This window comes from Streptomyces sp. WAC06614, from assembly GCF_003949795.1.
GTDB lineage: Bacteria > Actinomycetota > Actinomycetes > Streptomycetales > Streptomycetaceae > Streptomyces.
Window position 1 is genome coordinate 1 of the sequence record NZ_RPRY01000189.1, and the last position, 13,703, is coordinate 13,703.

Annotated in this window: 13 protein-coding genes; 5 read left to right on the forward strand and 8 right to left on the reverse strand. The window is 73.7% G+C overall.

Annotation, left to right across the window (positions count from 1 at the left end):
- The 5 genes from EF918_RS23065 to EF918_RS23085 all read right to left on the reverse strand — a co-directional run.
- Nucleotides 1-2,243: acyl-CoA reductase (locus tag EF918_RS23065; RefSeq protein ID WP_260610531.1), on the reverse strand; the 2,243-nt coding region annotated here is incomplete at its 3' end.
- Nucleotides 2,244-2,245: 2 nt separating this feature from the next.
- Entirely contained in the window at nt 2,246-3,424 is a 1,179-nt protein-coding gene (locus EF918_RS23070; protein ID WP_125649985.1) for an acyl-protein synthase, read from the reverse strand.
- The gene (locus EF918_RS23075) at nt 3,421-4,581 is read right to left on the reverse strand and encodes a GNAT family N-acetyltransferase (RefSeq protein WP_125649987.1); all 1,161 of its coding nucleotides are present in this window, start codon (nt 4,579-4,581) and stop codon (nt 3,421-3,423) included. Before EF918_RS23075 ends, EF918_RS23070 begins: the two co-directional genes overlap by 4 nt.
- Nucleotides 4,578-5,900, reverse strand: coding sequence for an MFS transporter (locus tag EF918_RS23080; protein ID WP_125649989.1), 1,323 nt, complete (start codon nt 5,898-5,900; stop codon nt 4,578-4,580). The genes EF918_RS23075 and EF918_RS23080 overlap by 4 nt, the downstream gene beginning before the upstream one ends.
- Nucleotides 5,897-7,177 carry a phenylacetate--CoA ligase family protein gene (locus EF918_RS23085; RefSeq protein WP_125649991.1) on the reverse strand — a complete coding sequence of 427 codons (1,281 nt, stop codon included), beginning with the start codon at nt 7,175-7,177 and terminating at the stop codon, nt 5,897-5,899. Before EF918_RS23085 ends, EF918_RS23080 begins: the two co-directional genes overlap by 4 nt.
- A gap of 332 nt (nt 7,178-7,509) precedes the next feature.
- Here EF918_RS23085 and EF918_RS23090 point away from each other — a divergent pair, with 332 nt between their 5' ends.
- Entirely contained in the window at nt 7,510-8,778 is a 1,269-nt protein-coding gene (locus EF918_RS23090; protein ID WP_125649993.1) for a sensor histidine kinase, read from the forward strand.
- Here the strand turns inward: EF918_RS23090 and EF918_RS23095 are convergent.
- Together EF918_RS23095 and EF918_RS23100 are read right to left on the reverse strand one after the other, a co-directional pair.
- Nucleotides 8,767-9,027 carry a hypothetical protein gene (locus EF918_RS23095; protein WP_125649995.1) on the reverse strand — a complete coding sequence of 87 codons (261 nt, stop codon included), beginning with the start codon at nt 9,025-9,027 and terminating at the stop codon, nt 8,767-8,769. The two genes, EF918_RS23090 and EF918_RS23095, sit on opposite strands and share 12 nt — an antisense overlap.
- A 271-nt stretch (nt 9,028-9,298) precedes the next feature.
- Complete coding sequence (locus tag EF918_RS23100; RefSeq protein ID WP_125649997.1) at nt 9,299-9,967, reverse strand: NADPH-dependent F420 reductase; 669 nt, start codon at nt 9,965-9,967, stop codon at nt 9,299-9,301.
- A 396-nt stretch (nt 9,968-10,363) separates the two neighbouring features.
- Between EF918_RS23100 and EF918_RS37160 the strand changes: the two genes are divergently transcribed.
- From EF918_RS37160 to nadE, 3 genes are all read left to right on the forward strand, one after another.
- Nucleotides 10,364-10,534 carry a hypothetical protein gene (locus tag EF918_RS37160; protein ID WP_185921876.1) on the forward strand — a complete coding sequence of 57 codons (171 nt, stop codon included), beginning with the start codon at nt 10,364-10,366 and terminating at the stop codon, nt 10,532-10,534.
- Nucleotides 10,521-11,237, forward strand: coding sequence for a hypothetical protein (locus tag EF918_RS23105; RefSeq protein ID WP_125649999.1), 717 nt, complete (start codon nt 10,521-10,523; stop codon nt 11,235-11,237). Before EF918_RS37160 ends, EF918_RS23105 begins: the two co-directional genes overlap by 14 nt.
- Before the next feature lie 150 nt (nt 11,238-11,387).
- Entirely contained in the window at nt 11,388-12,218 is an 831-nt protein-coding gene (gene nadE, locus EF918_RS23110) for an ammonia-dependent NAD(+) synthetase (RefSeq protein ID WP_125650001.1), read from the forward strand.
- Between the two features lie 51 nt (nt 12,219-12,269).
- Here the strand turns inward: nadE and EF918_RS23115 are convergent, their stop codons facing one another.
- Nucleotides 12,270-12,641, reverse strand: a complete 372-nt coding sequence (locus EF918_RS23115; protein WP_125650003.1) for a hypothetical protein — start codon at nt 12,639-12,641, stop codon at nt 12,270-12,272.
- Nucleotides 12,642-12,890: 249 nt separating this feature from the next.
- Here EF918_RS23115 and EF918_RS23120 point away from each other — a divergent pair.
- Nucleotides 12,891-13,703 (forward strand): formyltransferase family protein (locus tag EF918_RS23120; protein WP_260610533.1); only part of this gene is annotated, 813 nt, incomplete at its 3' end.

The following is a 13,703-nucleotide window of genomic DNA, read 5'->3' on the forward strand; positions in this document are numbered from 1 at the left end:
CGGCGGTGGTTGAGGAAGTAGGTCGCCACCCGCATCACGTCGCCGGTCCGGCCCCGCAGCTCGAACCGCGGGGCCCGGTTGCCGCACGGGCACCGGCCCGGTACGGCCCGGCCCAGGTCACCGATGACGTACCGGCCGAGCTGCTGCCCGCGCCGCGCGTGCGTGGTGAACACCAGCCGGCCCGTCCCGCCCGGGGGCACGGGCCGGTCCTCCTCCAGGTCGAGGATCTCCAGCGAGTGGAGGTCGGCGTGGAGGTGGTGGACACCGCCGGTGCTCTCGGTGCACTGGTAGCCCAGGGGGCCCAGGTCGGTGCTGCCGTAGGTGATCGAGCGGACGACCTCGATGCCGAAGGTGTCCTTCAGCGTGCGCTGCTGCTCCTCGGTGAAGTGCTCGCCGCCGTAGAACACCTTGCGCAGACCGCCGTAGGCGCGCAGGGCGTCCGACTCGGCGTGCAGCAGTTGCCACAGGTAGGACGGCATGCCGAACAGCGTGTCCACACCGTGGTCGATCAGTGTCTGCGCGGTGGCCCGGTGGTCGGGTCCGGCCGCCAGGGGCAGCTGGACCCCGCCCAGACGTTCCAGAACGGAGAAGAAGCTGATGAAACTGCCGTACATGCCCCCGCAGTAGAAGAGGTTCGCGGTGCGGTCCCCGGCCGGGTCGTAGCCCGCGGCGAGCAGGCCACGGGCGGCGGCGTGCATCTGGGTGTCGTAGTCGTCGTAGCTGAACAGCGACAGCGCGGGGGCGCCGGTGCTGCCGCCGCTGCGGAAGTACAGCTCCGCATCGGCGCGGGCCACCTGCCGGTTGAGCCCCTGGACCTCCTCCTTGCCCAGCAGGGGGCCGGCGGGCGGCGGCAGGACGACCGTCCGGGCCAGGTCGTCCAGGCACGCCGTGGTGGCGAACCGCCCGGGGTCGGCCTGGACGGCGACGCGGCGGCTGTAGCGCTGGAGGGCGTACACGCCGTCGTGCGGCTCGCCGGCGTAGCTGTCGAGCATCGCGCCGACCGGTGTGACCCGGGTGGCACCGGCGGCCAGCACGGTGCGGGACAGCTCGGCGATGTCGGTGCGGCTGCCGGCGATGCCGGCCGTCTGCAGGTAGCGCCGCATCGGGCGCAGCGTGCCGATCAGCCGTGCCCGGGGCAGCGGCTTGACCCATACGCTGCGGTGCAGCGGCGATGCCGTGAGCGGGGAGCGGGTGTCGGCCATGACCCGCCAGGATCCGTCGGCCGCGGCGAACACCCGGGTGAGGCCGAGGTGTTCCTCCAGCCGGGCCACCAGCTCGGTGGTGGTGAGCTCGGCCTCCTCGGCGGGATCGGGCTGCTGCCCGCCGGGCAGCGGCGCCGCCGCAGGACGCTTCGCGAGGACCGCGGCGAAGCGTTCCGCGAAGGCGAACACCTCGGCCTCGTCCTCGGTGTCGAGATAGACGACCTGCGGGCTGGCGCAGGCCTGCTGCTCGTACCGGCACACGTCGTCGGCCAGTGCGTCGAGCGCGGCCCCGTCCGCCCAGGCGTCGCGGGTCAGGTAGGCGAACGAGATCCGGTGCCCCCACTCCACCAGCCGGCAGCCGGCCGGCACATGGGCGGCCACCCCCTCCACCGCGCCTTCCCCGCCCCAGACGGCGACGGCATCGGCGGGCGCGCACATCAGCTGCAGCCAGTCCTGCCGGGACGAGGGGAACCGCAGCACCATGACCCGCGCGGCCACGGCTCCGGTCGGGTCCAGTGCCGCGAGCTCGGCCATCAGGTGCTGGGTGAACAGGGTGTCGGAGCCGCTGGTCTTGAGGATGTTGACGTTCCCCGCGAGGAGCCCCTCCACGATGCTCAGGGGGGCGACGGTGGCCGCGTTCCCCGGGGCGACGTGCGCGACCAGGCCGACCGGCGCCCACGCCTCGTACACCGTCTCGCGCGGGTCGGCCCGCTCCAGCCGTCCGGGCGCGGCACTGCCCAGCTCGCGCCGCAGCTTGCGGGTGAGTTCCCGACGGCCCAGGTGGTGGCCGAGTTCGGACAGCACCTGCGGGCCCGCGTCCTCGGGCAGGTGCGCCGCCAGTCGTGCGCGCACCGGGTGCTCCGCGTCGCGCAGAGCGGTGGCGAGCGCGTCGCACGCGGCCAGTACGGTCTCGGGCTCCAGTACGGTGCCCAGCGCGGCCTCGACGGCCGACGGCAGCTCGGCCAGCCGGCGCCCGGCCTCCTCGTCGCCGATGAAGGCCCCCTGCCAGTAGTGGCCGGTGGTCGCCGAAGTCCTCGTCACGGTCACGCCATTCCCTTCATCAGTTCCGCCGCGGCCACCGCGCAGCTCCGGTTGCGGCTCACCCCGGCACGGCCCAGGACGGTGAACCAGGGGGTGCGCAGCCCGCACCCGCAGGCGTCCCCCGGCCGGAGGACGGCCAGATCGCCCATGACCACGCTCTGCGCGGGCACGGAGGTGATGTACGGCGACACCAGGTGCAGGTATCCGGGCTCCCCGTACGGCAGCGGTTCGAGGGTCCGGGTGGAGCGGATCGTCACGCGGGACCAGACCGGGGCGTGCAGCCGGTGCCGGTCGCACTCGATGTACGGGATGCAGTGCTCGACCGATCCGAAGGTGTCCCGGATCCGCGTCCCCGGGATGCCGAGCTGCTCGGTCACCCGGGCGTACAGCTCCTCCTTGCCGATCTTCCGGTCGGCGTGCCCCTTCCAGCCGCCGCCGAGCACGACGAGCGAGCCCTCGGGCAGGCGCAGCGGCGGCATCCCCAGGGCCCGCATCCGCTCCAGCGTGAACCACAGGAAGGCCGGGAAGCCGAGGATGCGGACCGGGGCGTCGTCCTGGGCGAAGCGGCGCAGCGCGGCGACACAGCCGAACGGGTCGAACGCGTGGTCACCGTCCGGGCCGCCGCCGGTGTTGCGCAGCGCGTACGCGACGCTGCGCGCGGGTGCGAAGTCGCAGAGGTAGTTGTCGGTGAAGGCGGTGCCCAGGTTGAGGGAGGGGGCCGGTTCGTAGCTGTAGAGCAGGTAGTTGACCTCCTGCTCGGGGGTGATCCAGCCGTTGCGCTCGAAGATCCGGGCCACCATGCGCTGCGCGGAGCGGATCGTCCAGTGGTCGAAGAACATCTGGGACTTCTGGCCGGTGGTGCCGGAGGAGGTCAGGTGCAGTTCCACGTCCTCGCGCGGGATCGAGAGCACCTCGTGGCGCTTGAAGAAGTTCGCGTGGACCAACGGCGTCCGGTACGGCGCGGCGCCGGGCACGGCCGCCCCCGCCGGCGTGGCCTCGTACAGGGAGCGGAAGAACGGGGACCGTGCGACGTGCCAGGCGTTGATCTCGGCCATCGCGGCGGCGAACAGCTCGTCCTCGGCCGGCCCGGTGGCGTACGGATCGGTCAGGTCGCACAGCTGTTGGACGTGCGGCAGCAGGGCGGGGTCGGGTACGCCGACCGGGGCGAGATGGGGGTTCATGGGGCAATCTCCGAGGAGGTGGGCAGATGGGCCGACCGCCAGGCCGACACGTAACAGTCGAGATAGGGCTGCAGGGGTGGCTCCACGGCGACGCCGCGGAAGTCGATGCGGTCGCTGGAGCGGGACAGGACGACGTAGTCGTGGAAGCCGTCACCGTCGGCCCGCATGGCCGGGTACAGCGCCCCGGCGACGAACCCCTGGGCGAGGAAGGAGGCGAGGGCACCGGTGTGGGCGAGCGGCACCAGGGCCTCGACGTAGCCCGCGCCGGCCTTGGCCAGGACCCGGGTGACGGGTTCCAGGTAGGCGGCCGCGGCGGCGGGGTCGGGGTGGGCGGTGAGCAGGGAGCAGTAGCCGCCGCCCCGGTTGAGGTAGGCGTAGACCTCGAAGCCGCCGTCCTCCGGGGTGATCAGCACGTTCGGGGTGTGCAACGGATAGAACCAGCCGTCGGCCCCGGGGAAGTGCTCGCGGAAGCGGCGGCGGACGAAGGCCGGCGCCTCGATCAGTTCCAGCCGCCCCACGCCCGCCGGCGGCGGACCCGGCGGGGCCACCTGGGCCGGCAGCGGCCCCTCGGCGGCCCGGACCTCCGGGTAGGAGATGCCGAGCGCCTCCTCGGCGGTGCGCAGCAACGGCAGCAGGGGCGCGGGCACTTCGGTGACCGGGAGCCGGCAGCAGAGCACGCCCGGCGAGTAACGCGCGTAGAGTGCGAGGCTTTCGCGGCGGTTGAGATCGACGGCGTTGGGCAGGATGCCGAGCGGACGGAACCCGTTGCGGGCCACCACCCGCTGCGGGCCCGCACCGACCGTACGGACCGTCGCGTAGACGGAGTCCAGTCGTCCGGTGTCCAGCATCCGGGTGCACAGGGCGTCGGTGAGCGCGGCCGCGAGCCCCGCCGACCGGTGCTCGGGGTGCACGGCGATGCCCTCCAGCCGGCCGATCCGGCTCCCGGCCTCACCGTGGATGGCGGCCGAGCCGGTCAGGGCCCCCGTCCTCGGGCAGCGGCCGATCAGCCACAGCGAGTGCGGGTCGTCGATCAGCCGGGCCATCTCGGCGGGATCGGTGCCCAGGGCCACGGGGTAGTGCGGGCCGTAGACGGCGTAGTAGAGCTGGCGCAGCTCGGCGATGTCCGAGCGGGCAGCCCTCGTGAGGACGGGATTCACCGGTTGCCTCCCACGGGGCCGGACGTACGGGATCCGAGCAGGGCCAGCGCGAGGGCGGCCGGGAGCAGCCCGGCCCCCTGGACCAGGCAGAGCGTCTGCGGTGACACGTGGTCTCCGGCGACGCCGAACACCAGGGACGCCGCCGGCAGCGAGGCGCCGAGCACCGCCTGCATCACCGCGAAGAAGCCGGGCTTGTCGGCGGCGGGGACGAGCCGCTGGAACAGGGCCACGAACCGTACGCTGACGGCCCCGGCGCACCATCCGGCCACGGTCAGCGCGCCGACGCTCACCAGCCGGTGCGCGGCCACTCCCGGCAGCGCGAGGGCCAGGGCCATCAGGCCGAGGCACCAGGCACCGGCCACGGTCGGCCGGCCGGGGACCAGGGCGCCGGTGAGCGCGCCGACGAGCGTGCCGATGCCCAGCGAGGCCTCCAGCAGGGCCACGGTCGCCCCCTCGCCGTGCAGGACGGAACGGGTGTACAGGGGGATGACCACGAAGACGGCGGCCGTGAAGAGGTTGGCCGCGGTGAAGCAGACGAGGATGCGCCGTACGGCGGGCAACGCCCCGAGGATCCCCCGGAGCGTACGACGCCCAGGAGCGGCCGCGGCCATGTCCCCGGCCGCACCGGCGGGGGTGCCGGGGTCGTCCCCGGCGGCGGCCGTGCGGAAACGGGCCCGCGACACCAGCAGGGCCGCGCCCGCGTAGGCCGCCGCGCAGCCGGTGGCCAGTCCGCTCACGCCGACCGCGTCGACGGTCAAGGCGCCCAGCAGGGCGCCGCCGAGGCCCGCCAGGGACTGGGTGGACAGTTCGAAGCCGGTGGCCGTCTCGATGTCGGCGTCGTCGACCAGGTCGGGGACCGAGGTCGTCAGGCACGGGTCGAAGAAGGCCTGGCAGGTGGCCAGGGCGAGGGCGGTGGCGTACACGGCCGGTACCGGCAGGCCGCTGCCCTGCGCCCACAGCGCGAGTCCGGCCGCCACGACACCGGCCGTGGCGGCCGCGGTCCGCAGCACCGACCGGTGGGCGAACCGCCCGACGGCCCCTGCGACGACCGGCGCGAGGGCCACGGCGGGCAGGGTGCACACGGCCATGAACAGCCCGGACGCCAGACCTCCGGCCTGCTGGACGGCGTACGCGACGAGCCACCAGGACACGCCGACCTGGAACATGCGGACGGCGGCCTGCGCCAGGACCTGACCCAGCCATACGGCGCCGAACGAGCGGTTGCGCAGCACCAGCGGCAGCCGCCGCCGGCCGCCGGCCGCGCCGGCACCGGGGACCTGGTCGCGGACCGCCGGGCCCGTCCCGACGGGGGCGCTCATGCGGTCGGCCTCTCGTCGAGGACGCGGACCAGCTTGCCGGAACGCGGATTGACGGTGAGGTCGCGGTGGCGTGCCCACTCCACGGACAGCGGGTGCACGAACCCGGACCGGACGCTGTCCGGATACAGCGGACGGACGGTCTCCAGTTCTGTCACGACGGCCTTGGCCAGGTCGTCCAGCCCGCCGTCCGGCCCGTCCGCCGGGTCCGAGGGGGCGGTCGCCAGGCGCAGCACCAGCCCGTCGCGGCCCTCCCACCGGCGGACGACGAGCTGCATGCCGACGACCCGCCCGTCACGGTCCGCAGCGGCCACGGCCTCCTGGGCGTCCTGGGTGTACAGGGACACCGGGCCCACGCGTACGCCTTCCTCGGCGCGTCCCAGGATCCGGAAGTGGCCCTCGCCGGTTCCGGTCCACTCCGCCCGGTCGCCCGCGGGATAGCGGATGACCGGCATCAGCCGCCGGAACAGGCTGGTCACGACGACCCGGCCGGGTCGCCCCGGCTCCGTGATCGGCTCGTCGGTGGTGTCGTCGAGGATCTCGACCACCGCGTACGGGGCGAAGTCCCGGTGGACGCGGGCGTCGGAGCCCGGCACCGGACGCCCGAGCAGCCCGGCGTCCACGCTCGCGTACCCGACGGAACGCACCTCGGCGTTCGGGAACGCGGCCGCCAGCAGCCGGCGTTGGTCGGGGAAGAGGGCCTCACCGCCGAAGAGCAGCAGTTCCACCGCGTCGAGCCGTGCGCCGCCGGCCGCGAGCTGCTCCGCCAGCCGGCACAGCGTGGTCGGCGTACCGGCCACGACCTGGGCGGCGAGCTGGCGCAGCGTCGGGATCGTCGACTCCGGCGGCGCCCCGCCGCCGATGGGCAGCCGTACGTTGTCCACGGGGGCGTGGGCGAGGGAGTCCAGGACGAAGAGGAAGCTGGCGTACAGCTCTCCGGCGTAGAACAGGTCCGCCACCCGGTGGCCCGGTCGCAGGCCCACGTCCACGAGTCCCTGTCCGAAGGACGTCACGAACGTGCGCCACTCGTCACGGGTGTAGAAGGAGAACTTGGGGGAGCCGGTGGTGCCGCCGGTCCTGAAGACCGTGGCCTCGCTCAGCGGACCGGTCAGGACCCGGTTGTCCTGGAGGGTGTTGGCCGCCCAGAACTCCCGCTGGTCGACGACGGGAAGGTCGGTGAGGCGGTCGGTGCCCGGCGGCAGGGACGCGTAGAGGTCCCGGTAGTAGGGCGAGTTGCGGCGGGCGAAACGTATGAGGTCCGAGAGTTGCTGGGCGGACATGGGCCTTTGCCTAGGTGCTGGGTGAGCGGGAACAGGAGCAGGAGCCACCGCGGGGCGCGACGAGAGCGTGGTCTCGCCCGCAGAATCGCCCGACGGTGGGGGAACAGGGGAACCCCCGCGCCCCCGTCTCCTCGACGCAGCGTCGAGCCGACCAGGCAGCTGACGTGCAGTCATGATGATGGAACATCATTGCGAGAGTCGCCAAATTGGCCAAGGATTTCCGGCCAGGACGTCCGAAAGCCCTGATTCTTCCCGCTGACCGCGCTTGTCGTGGACACCGAAGCTACGCTGCGATCATGCGGACAGGACGGTGGGAATGTGCGAGGATCGGGGTGACACGAGGTCAGAAGCTGCTGATCGACACGGCGATGGCCCTGGCCCTGCTCACCGTCGTCCTCTGCTTCGCCGTCCAGTACCGACTGCCCGAATGGCGCGCGTTCGACGCCGGGGCGGCCCTGCTGACCTGTGTGATCACCCTGCCGCTGGCGTTACGCCGGATCGCACCCTGGCCGGTGCTGCTCGTCAGCTGCGCCGCCCTGGCCGCGTACGTCTCCCTCGGCTACCAGCCCACGTCCAACATCTGGCCGCCGATGCTCGCGTTCTTCACCCTCGCGAGCCTGCGCCCGCACCGGCACGTGGTGCCCGCGGCGCTGGTGGTCGGGGCAGTGTGGTTCCACCACGCCATGGCCACCCGGGCCATGTCGGCACCCGTGGCACTGGGGCAGACGGTGCTGGTGGAGCTCCTCGCCTGGGGTTTCGGCTTCACCCTGCGCAGACTGGCCCAGCGCAACGTCCAGCTCGACCGGCTCACGGCCCGGCTGCGCGCCGAGGAGGGGGCCCGGGCGCGGCACGCGGTGACCGAGGAGAGGCTGCGGATCGCCCGCGAACTCCATGACGTCGTGGCCCACCACCTGTCCGTCGTCGCGCTGCAGAGCGGTGTGGCCCGCCTCGTCTTCGACAGCGACGCGGACACCGCCCGGACGGCTCTGCGCACCATCGAGGACACCTCCCGCCAGACCCTGGAGGAGATGCGCGGTCTGCTGCGCGTCCTGCGCGTGTCCCCGGACGGCACCGAGGCGGTCGCGGGGCCGGCGGCCGCCGGGCCGGGCAGCGGCCTGGCCGCGCTCGGCGACCTGGCCGCCCGGATGACCGCGGCCGGTCTGGCCGTGACCACCGAAACCAGCGGCGCGGCCCGGGAACTGGCCCCGGGGGCGGATCTGTGCGCGTACCGCATCGTCCAGGAGGCGCTGACGAACGCGCTCAAGCACGCGGGCCCGGGCACCGCCGTCCGGATCACCCTCGGCTACGGCCCGGCCGTGCTCACCGTCGCCGTCCGCGACGACGGCGGTCCACCGCGACCCGCGGCGGACCGCTCCAAGGCGCCGGCGCCGGCGCAGACGTCGGCGCCGGCGTGGACGGGATCGGGTACGGGTACGGGCACGGGGACGGGCCACGGCCTCATCGGCATGCGCGAACGGGTCGGGCTCTACGGCGGCACCTTCCGCGCCGGTCCCCGCCGGGGCGGGGGCTACGCCGTGGAGTTCACCCTGCCGCTGCCCGTCCGCCCCCACCCGGGAGCCGTGTCCCCGTCAGGACGGTGACCTCGGCGTCGTGGCCGCGATGCGCATCCGGTGGCCGTCGTACGCGACGGTCTCGCCCGGGAGGACCAGTAAACCGGGCTCCTGGTCGGGGCCGGTGGGGATCGTGGGGCGGATCTGGACCGCCGGGCCCAAGGTGCCGGTCATGAACACCATGGGGTCCACCTCCCAACCGTGCCGGGTCAACCACCGCTCCAGTGCTGCGCTGTCCGTCGCCTGAGCCCCGCGCGGCCACGCGTACGTGCTCGTCATGCCTACCCCCGTAGCAAGTTCGATCACTCATGCGGATCGTGGTGCGATCGCCGGGCCAGATGGTGTCACCCGGGTCCGACAGCCGCCCCGGGATATCGGGGCGGCCGGTCGGACAGCGGCGGGGGAGGGCCGGGGATCCCTCTGCAGGAAGGGGACTTGGCCTTCGGGTCCGGTGGGTCGGTGTCCCAGAGCCTTCGAATCCTCTGGTCGGGTGTGTGGGCGACACCACTCCCCGAACTTGGGCGCCGGCGGGCCGGCCGCCCCCTCGGCCTCAGTCCTCGAACCGGAAGTCCGCCGGACGGTTCGGGGACGCCTGGGCCAGGGCCTCGGTGACCGCGGCGACGCCCGCGCGCAGGCCGTACACCGGGGTGCCGGGCTGCTGGCGCCAGGAGTCGTCCAGGCCACCCGCGTCGACCGTGTCGAAGCCGAGCTCGTCGATCAGCGCCCGGACCGTCTTCTTGGCGGCCTGGTCGTCACCTGCCACGGGCACGGCGATGCGCTCCGGGTCGCCCGCCGGGCGCGGGCGGTCCAGCAGGTCCTGGGCGTAGGTGCCGTTGAAGGCCTTGACCACCGGGTGCCCCACCTGCTGCTCCGTCCAACGGCTCTCGGTCAGGCCCTCGTCCTCGATCCCGGAGATCCTGCCGTCGCGCTGGCGCGGGTAGTAGTTGTTGGTGTCGATGACGGCGAAGCCCTCCGCCGCGTCCTCGAACAGGCGGGCGGGCAGGTCGGGGACGGCCTTCAGCGGTACCGTCACGATCACGACCGAGGCGCCGCGGGCCGCCTCCGCGGCGGTGACCGGCGTCGCGCCGGTCTCCTCGGCGAGGGCCTTGAGCGACGCGGGACCGCGCGAGTTGGCCACCGCCACCTCGTGGCCGAGGGCGGTCAGCCGCCGGGTCAGGTTGCCGCCGATGTTGCCCGCTCCGATGATGCCGATCTTCATGGTGACCTCTCAGACCTTCTGTACGGGATGCCGAGCGTGTTCCCGGAGCCCGTCGACGCGCGCTCCGGAACCCCCTCAACGGTGATCCGGGACATCGTGTTCCGGCTTCGGCGGCGATCGGGCCCGATGTCATACCGCGTTCACGATCCGGTGTGCCGGACCCCGGCCGCAGGGCGCTCAGCGCCCTGCGGGAGCCATGCCGGAGCCATGCCGGGGCCATGCCGGGGCCATGCCGGGGCCGTGCCGGTGGATCATCTGTACGACCCCGGAACCGGCCGGCCGAACGCCCGGGGCGGAGTTGGCCGAAACCCTTCCCGTCCGGGTCCGGAGCCCTATGCTTCCCGTGGGGGAACGCGGCGATGCGACGCTTCGGGCACGCCACGCGAGGGGGCGGACATGAGCGAGGGCACGGGCTTGGTGATCGGGGCCGTGGTCGCCGCCGTGGCCACCGTCGTGGCGGCCGTCATCACGACGTCCTGCGCCGGCTCGGCGGGCGAGGCCCCCATCGACCAGCGGGGGGAGACCAACATTGTCTGTGGCGACCGTTCCTACTGTGCGAACCGTTAGCCGGCGACGCTGGAAGATCGTCACCGGGGTCGCGCTGGCCCTGCTGAGCGTGGGCTGTTCGAGCACGATCAACCAGCAGGGCGGCACCAACGTCAACTGCGGCGACACCGCGAACTGCGGCAACCTCGGGGGCAACCACGGCGCCTCACCGGACGGCGGGGCAGGCTCGCCGAGCCGCTCCGCCTCGCCGTCCCCCTCCGACTCGGACGCGGACGACAGGAACGGCACCCGCACGCCGAGCCCGGCCTCGTCCCCGCGCCCCGGTGGCACGCCGTCCGCGACGGTCAGCGGCAAGAGCGCCACCGACCTGTCCGCCTATCCCACCGCGACCGTCTACGCCAACGGCGCTCCGCTGTTCCGCGTCGTCTGGGTCGAGACGCCCAAGAACGAAGTGCACTTCACCGGCGTGGGCCGGACCCAGATCCGGGCCCGCGGTGTCGAAGGGGTCGGCTACCACATGCGCCTCGCGTCCACCGCCGCATTCCGCGTCTCCGGGACCGACGGCACCCTGGACTACGGCTTCGTCGCCCCCGACAGCCGCCTCATCCACGTCCGCCACGCGGACGCCTGCCCGTCGAACTGCCCCGCCCTGAACCCGACCGGCAACGGCAGCGCGCTGCCGTACACGACGATCCTCCAGGTCCAGAGCGGCCGGCTGTCCGGCGTACCGGCCGGCTCGGTGATGACGTACCGGCTGGAGTAGACGGGTCGGAGCGACCGGCCGGAGCGACCGGCGAGGTGCGCCGGCCCGGGGTCGCTCCCTCGCGGCAGGCGGGGTGCGGACGTCGGTTAGGGTCGGTCGGGACAGCGCAACGTGACCGCGTACCCGCACGCACGACCCCGAGGAGCAGCCGTGAGAGAGCCGGCGTCCACCGCCCTGCAGCAGGAGATCGCCCGGGACCTCCAGGTGGCCGAGTCCTTCGACGCGGAGCGCGAGATCGAGCGCCGCGTGGCCTTCCTCACCGAGCGGCTCACCTCGACCGGACTGCGGTCCCTCGTCCTCGGCATCAGCGGCGGCGTCGACTCCACCACCACCGGCCGGCTCTGCCAGCTCGCCGTGGAGCGGGCCCGGGCGGCCGGTCACGAGGCCGTGTTCTACGCCATGCGGCTGCCCTACGGCGTCCAGGCCGACGAGCACGACGCCCAGCTCGCCCTGTCCTTCATCCAGGCCGACCACGTGCTGACCGTGGACGTGAAGCCCGCCAGCGACGCGGCGCTCGACGCCGCGCTCGCCTCCGGGCTCACCTTCCGCGACGCCCACCACCAGGACTTCGTCCACGGCAACATCAAGGCCCGCCAGCGCATGATCGCGCAGTACGCGGTCGCCGGAGCCCAGGACGGCCTGGTCGTGGGCACCGACCACGCCGCCGAGGCCGTCTCCGGCTTCTTCACCAAGTTCGGCGACGGCGCCGCCGACGTCGTGCCGCTCACCGGCCTGACCAAGCGCCGGGTGCGCGCCGTCGCGGACGCCCTGGGCGCCCCGGCCGAGCTGGTGTGGAAGGTGCCCACCGCCGACCTGGAGACCCTCGACCCGGGCAAGGCCGACGAGGACGCGCTGGGTGTCACGTACGACGACATCGACGACTTCCTGGAGGGCAAGCCGGTCGACGAGCGGGCCTTCGAGATCATCGCGCGCCGCTACCGCCTCACCGAGCACAAGCGGCAGCTTCCCCTCGCCCCCTGACCCTGACCGCTGGGCCGTCTCTTTCGGATCTTGCCGGTCGAGAGAGACGTCCTAGAGCCGCTCCTCCATCCGGATCGCCGAATCCAGGTCCTCGTGGGCGTCGGCGCTGCGGCCCTGCTGCTGCTCCAGGAGGGCCGCGGCGATCGCGTCGAGCTTGCGTTGGATGGCGTGTTCGGCGCGGCGTTCGGCGTTCTTGAGCAAGGCCAGCAGGAGCAGGGAGACCGCGCCGATCGAGTCACCGGCCAGGTGCTGCCACGAGACGGGCAGCCCGGCCAGGTGCACGCCCACGAAGCCGGCCACCAGGGCGACGCACAGCACCGAGAAGGCCGCCGAGCTGGTGAAGTTCGAGGCCAGCTCGGCGACCTTCTCGAAGCGCCCGCTGCCGCCCTTGTCCCCGCGCTCCGCGGGATGCCGGAAGACCATGCGCGGCGCCTGCCCGGATCGGCGCCCGCCTACACCCGGCCGCGGCGCCGGCCCTGATCCGCCGCGCCGAACGCCGGCCCGGCCCCGTACAGCCGTCCGGTGCCCGCCGACCGGACCAGGAGGTCACCGCTTTCGGGTGACCGCGCTGCTCGGCGCCGTCGGCGGACGGGTCCGCGTCGCGGATCATCTCTCCCGGCCGGTCATGCACCGGTCAGTACTGGTCAGCATCGGCCGGAGCCGGGAGATCACGTGCACATCCTGCTCGTCGCGAGTGCCTTCAACAGCCTCACCCAGCGCGTCCACGCCGAGCTGCGCGACCGCGGCCACCAGGTCGCCGTCGAACTCGCGGTGCCCGGCACGGACCTGGTCGCGGCCGTCGACCGGCACGACCCCGACCTGCTGATCGCCCCGATGCTCCGCACCGCGCTGCCCGAGCCGCTGTGGTCGGCCCGCACCTGTCTGGTCGTGCATCCCGGCCCGCCCGGCGACCGGGGCCCGTCCTCCCTCGACCACGCCCTGCACGACGGGGCCGAGCGCTGGGGCGTCACCGTGCTCCAGGCCAATGCCGTGATGGACGGCGGTGACATCTGGGCCGCGGCCGAGTGCGCGGTGCCGCCGGGCATCGCCAAGAGCGACCTGTACCGCGGGGAGATCGCCGACGCCGCGCTGGCGGCGGTCCTGCTGGCGGTGGAGCGCTTCGCCTCCGGCCGCCACACCCCCGAGCCCCAGACCCACGGCCTGGCCCGCCCCGTCGTACGGCAGGACGACCGCAGGATCGACTGGGCGGCCGATCCCACCGAGCGGGTGCTGCGCCTGCTCCGGGCGGCCGATTCGCGGCCGGGGGTGCGGGACGAGCTGCTCGGCGCCACCTGGTACCTGCACGGCGGCCGCCCGGAGCCCACGCTGCGGGGCCGGCCCGGCGAGCTGCTGGCCACCCGGGACGGAGCGGTCTGCCGGGCCACCGTCGACGGCGCCGTCTGGATCCCGGAGCTACGGGCCGCACGCGTCCCCGGCGGCCCCGAGCCGGTGAAGCTGCCCGCCACCCTCGCCCTCGGCCACCGC

Excerpts from the sequence above, each read along its gene's own strand:
- EF918_RS23100 (WP_125649997.1), bottom strand. The coding sequence starts at position 9,967 with ATGAAGATCGGCATCATCGGAGCGGGCAACATCGGCGGCAACCTGACC.
- EF918_RS23095 (WP_125649995.1), bottom strand. The coding sequence starts at position 9,027 with ATGACGAGCACGTACGCGTGGCCGCGCGGGGCTCAGGCGACGGACAGC.
- EF918_RS23115 (WP_125650003.1), bottom strand. The coding sequence starts at position 12,641 with ATGGTCTTCCGGCATCCCGCGGAGCGCGGGGACAAGGGCGGCAGCGGG.
- EF918_RS37160 (WP_185921876.1), top strand. The coding sequence starts at position 10,364 with ATGAGCGAGGGCACGGGCTTGGTGATCGGGGCCGTGGTCGCCGCCGTG.
- EF918_RS23070 (WP_125649985.1), bottom strand. The coding sequence starts at position 3,424 with ATGAACCCCCATCTCGCCCCGGTCGGCGTACCCGACCCCGCCCTGCTG.
- EF918_RS23080 (WP_125649989.1), bottom strand. The coding sequence starts at position 5,900 with ATGAGCGCCCCCGTCGGGACGGGCCCGGCGGTCCGCGACCAGGTCCCC.
- EF918_RS23085 (WP_125649991.1), bottom strand. The coding sequence starts at position 7,177 with ATGTCCGCCCAGCAACTCTCGGACCTCATACGTTTCGCCCGCCGCAAC.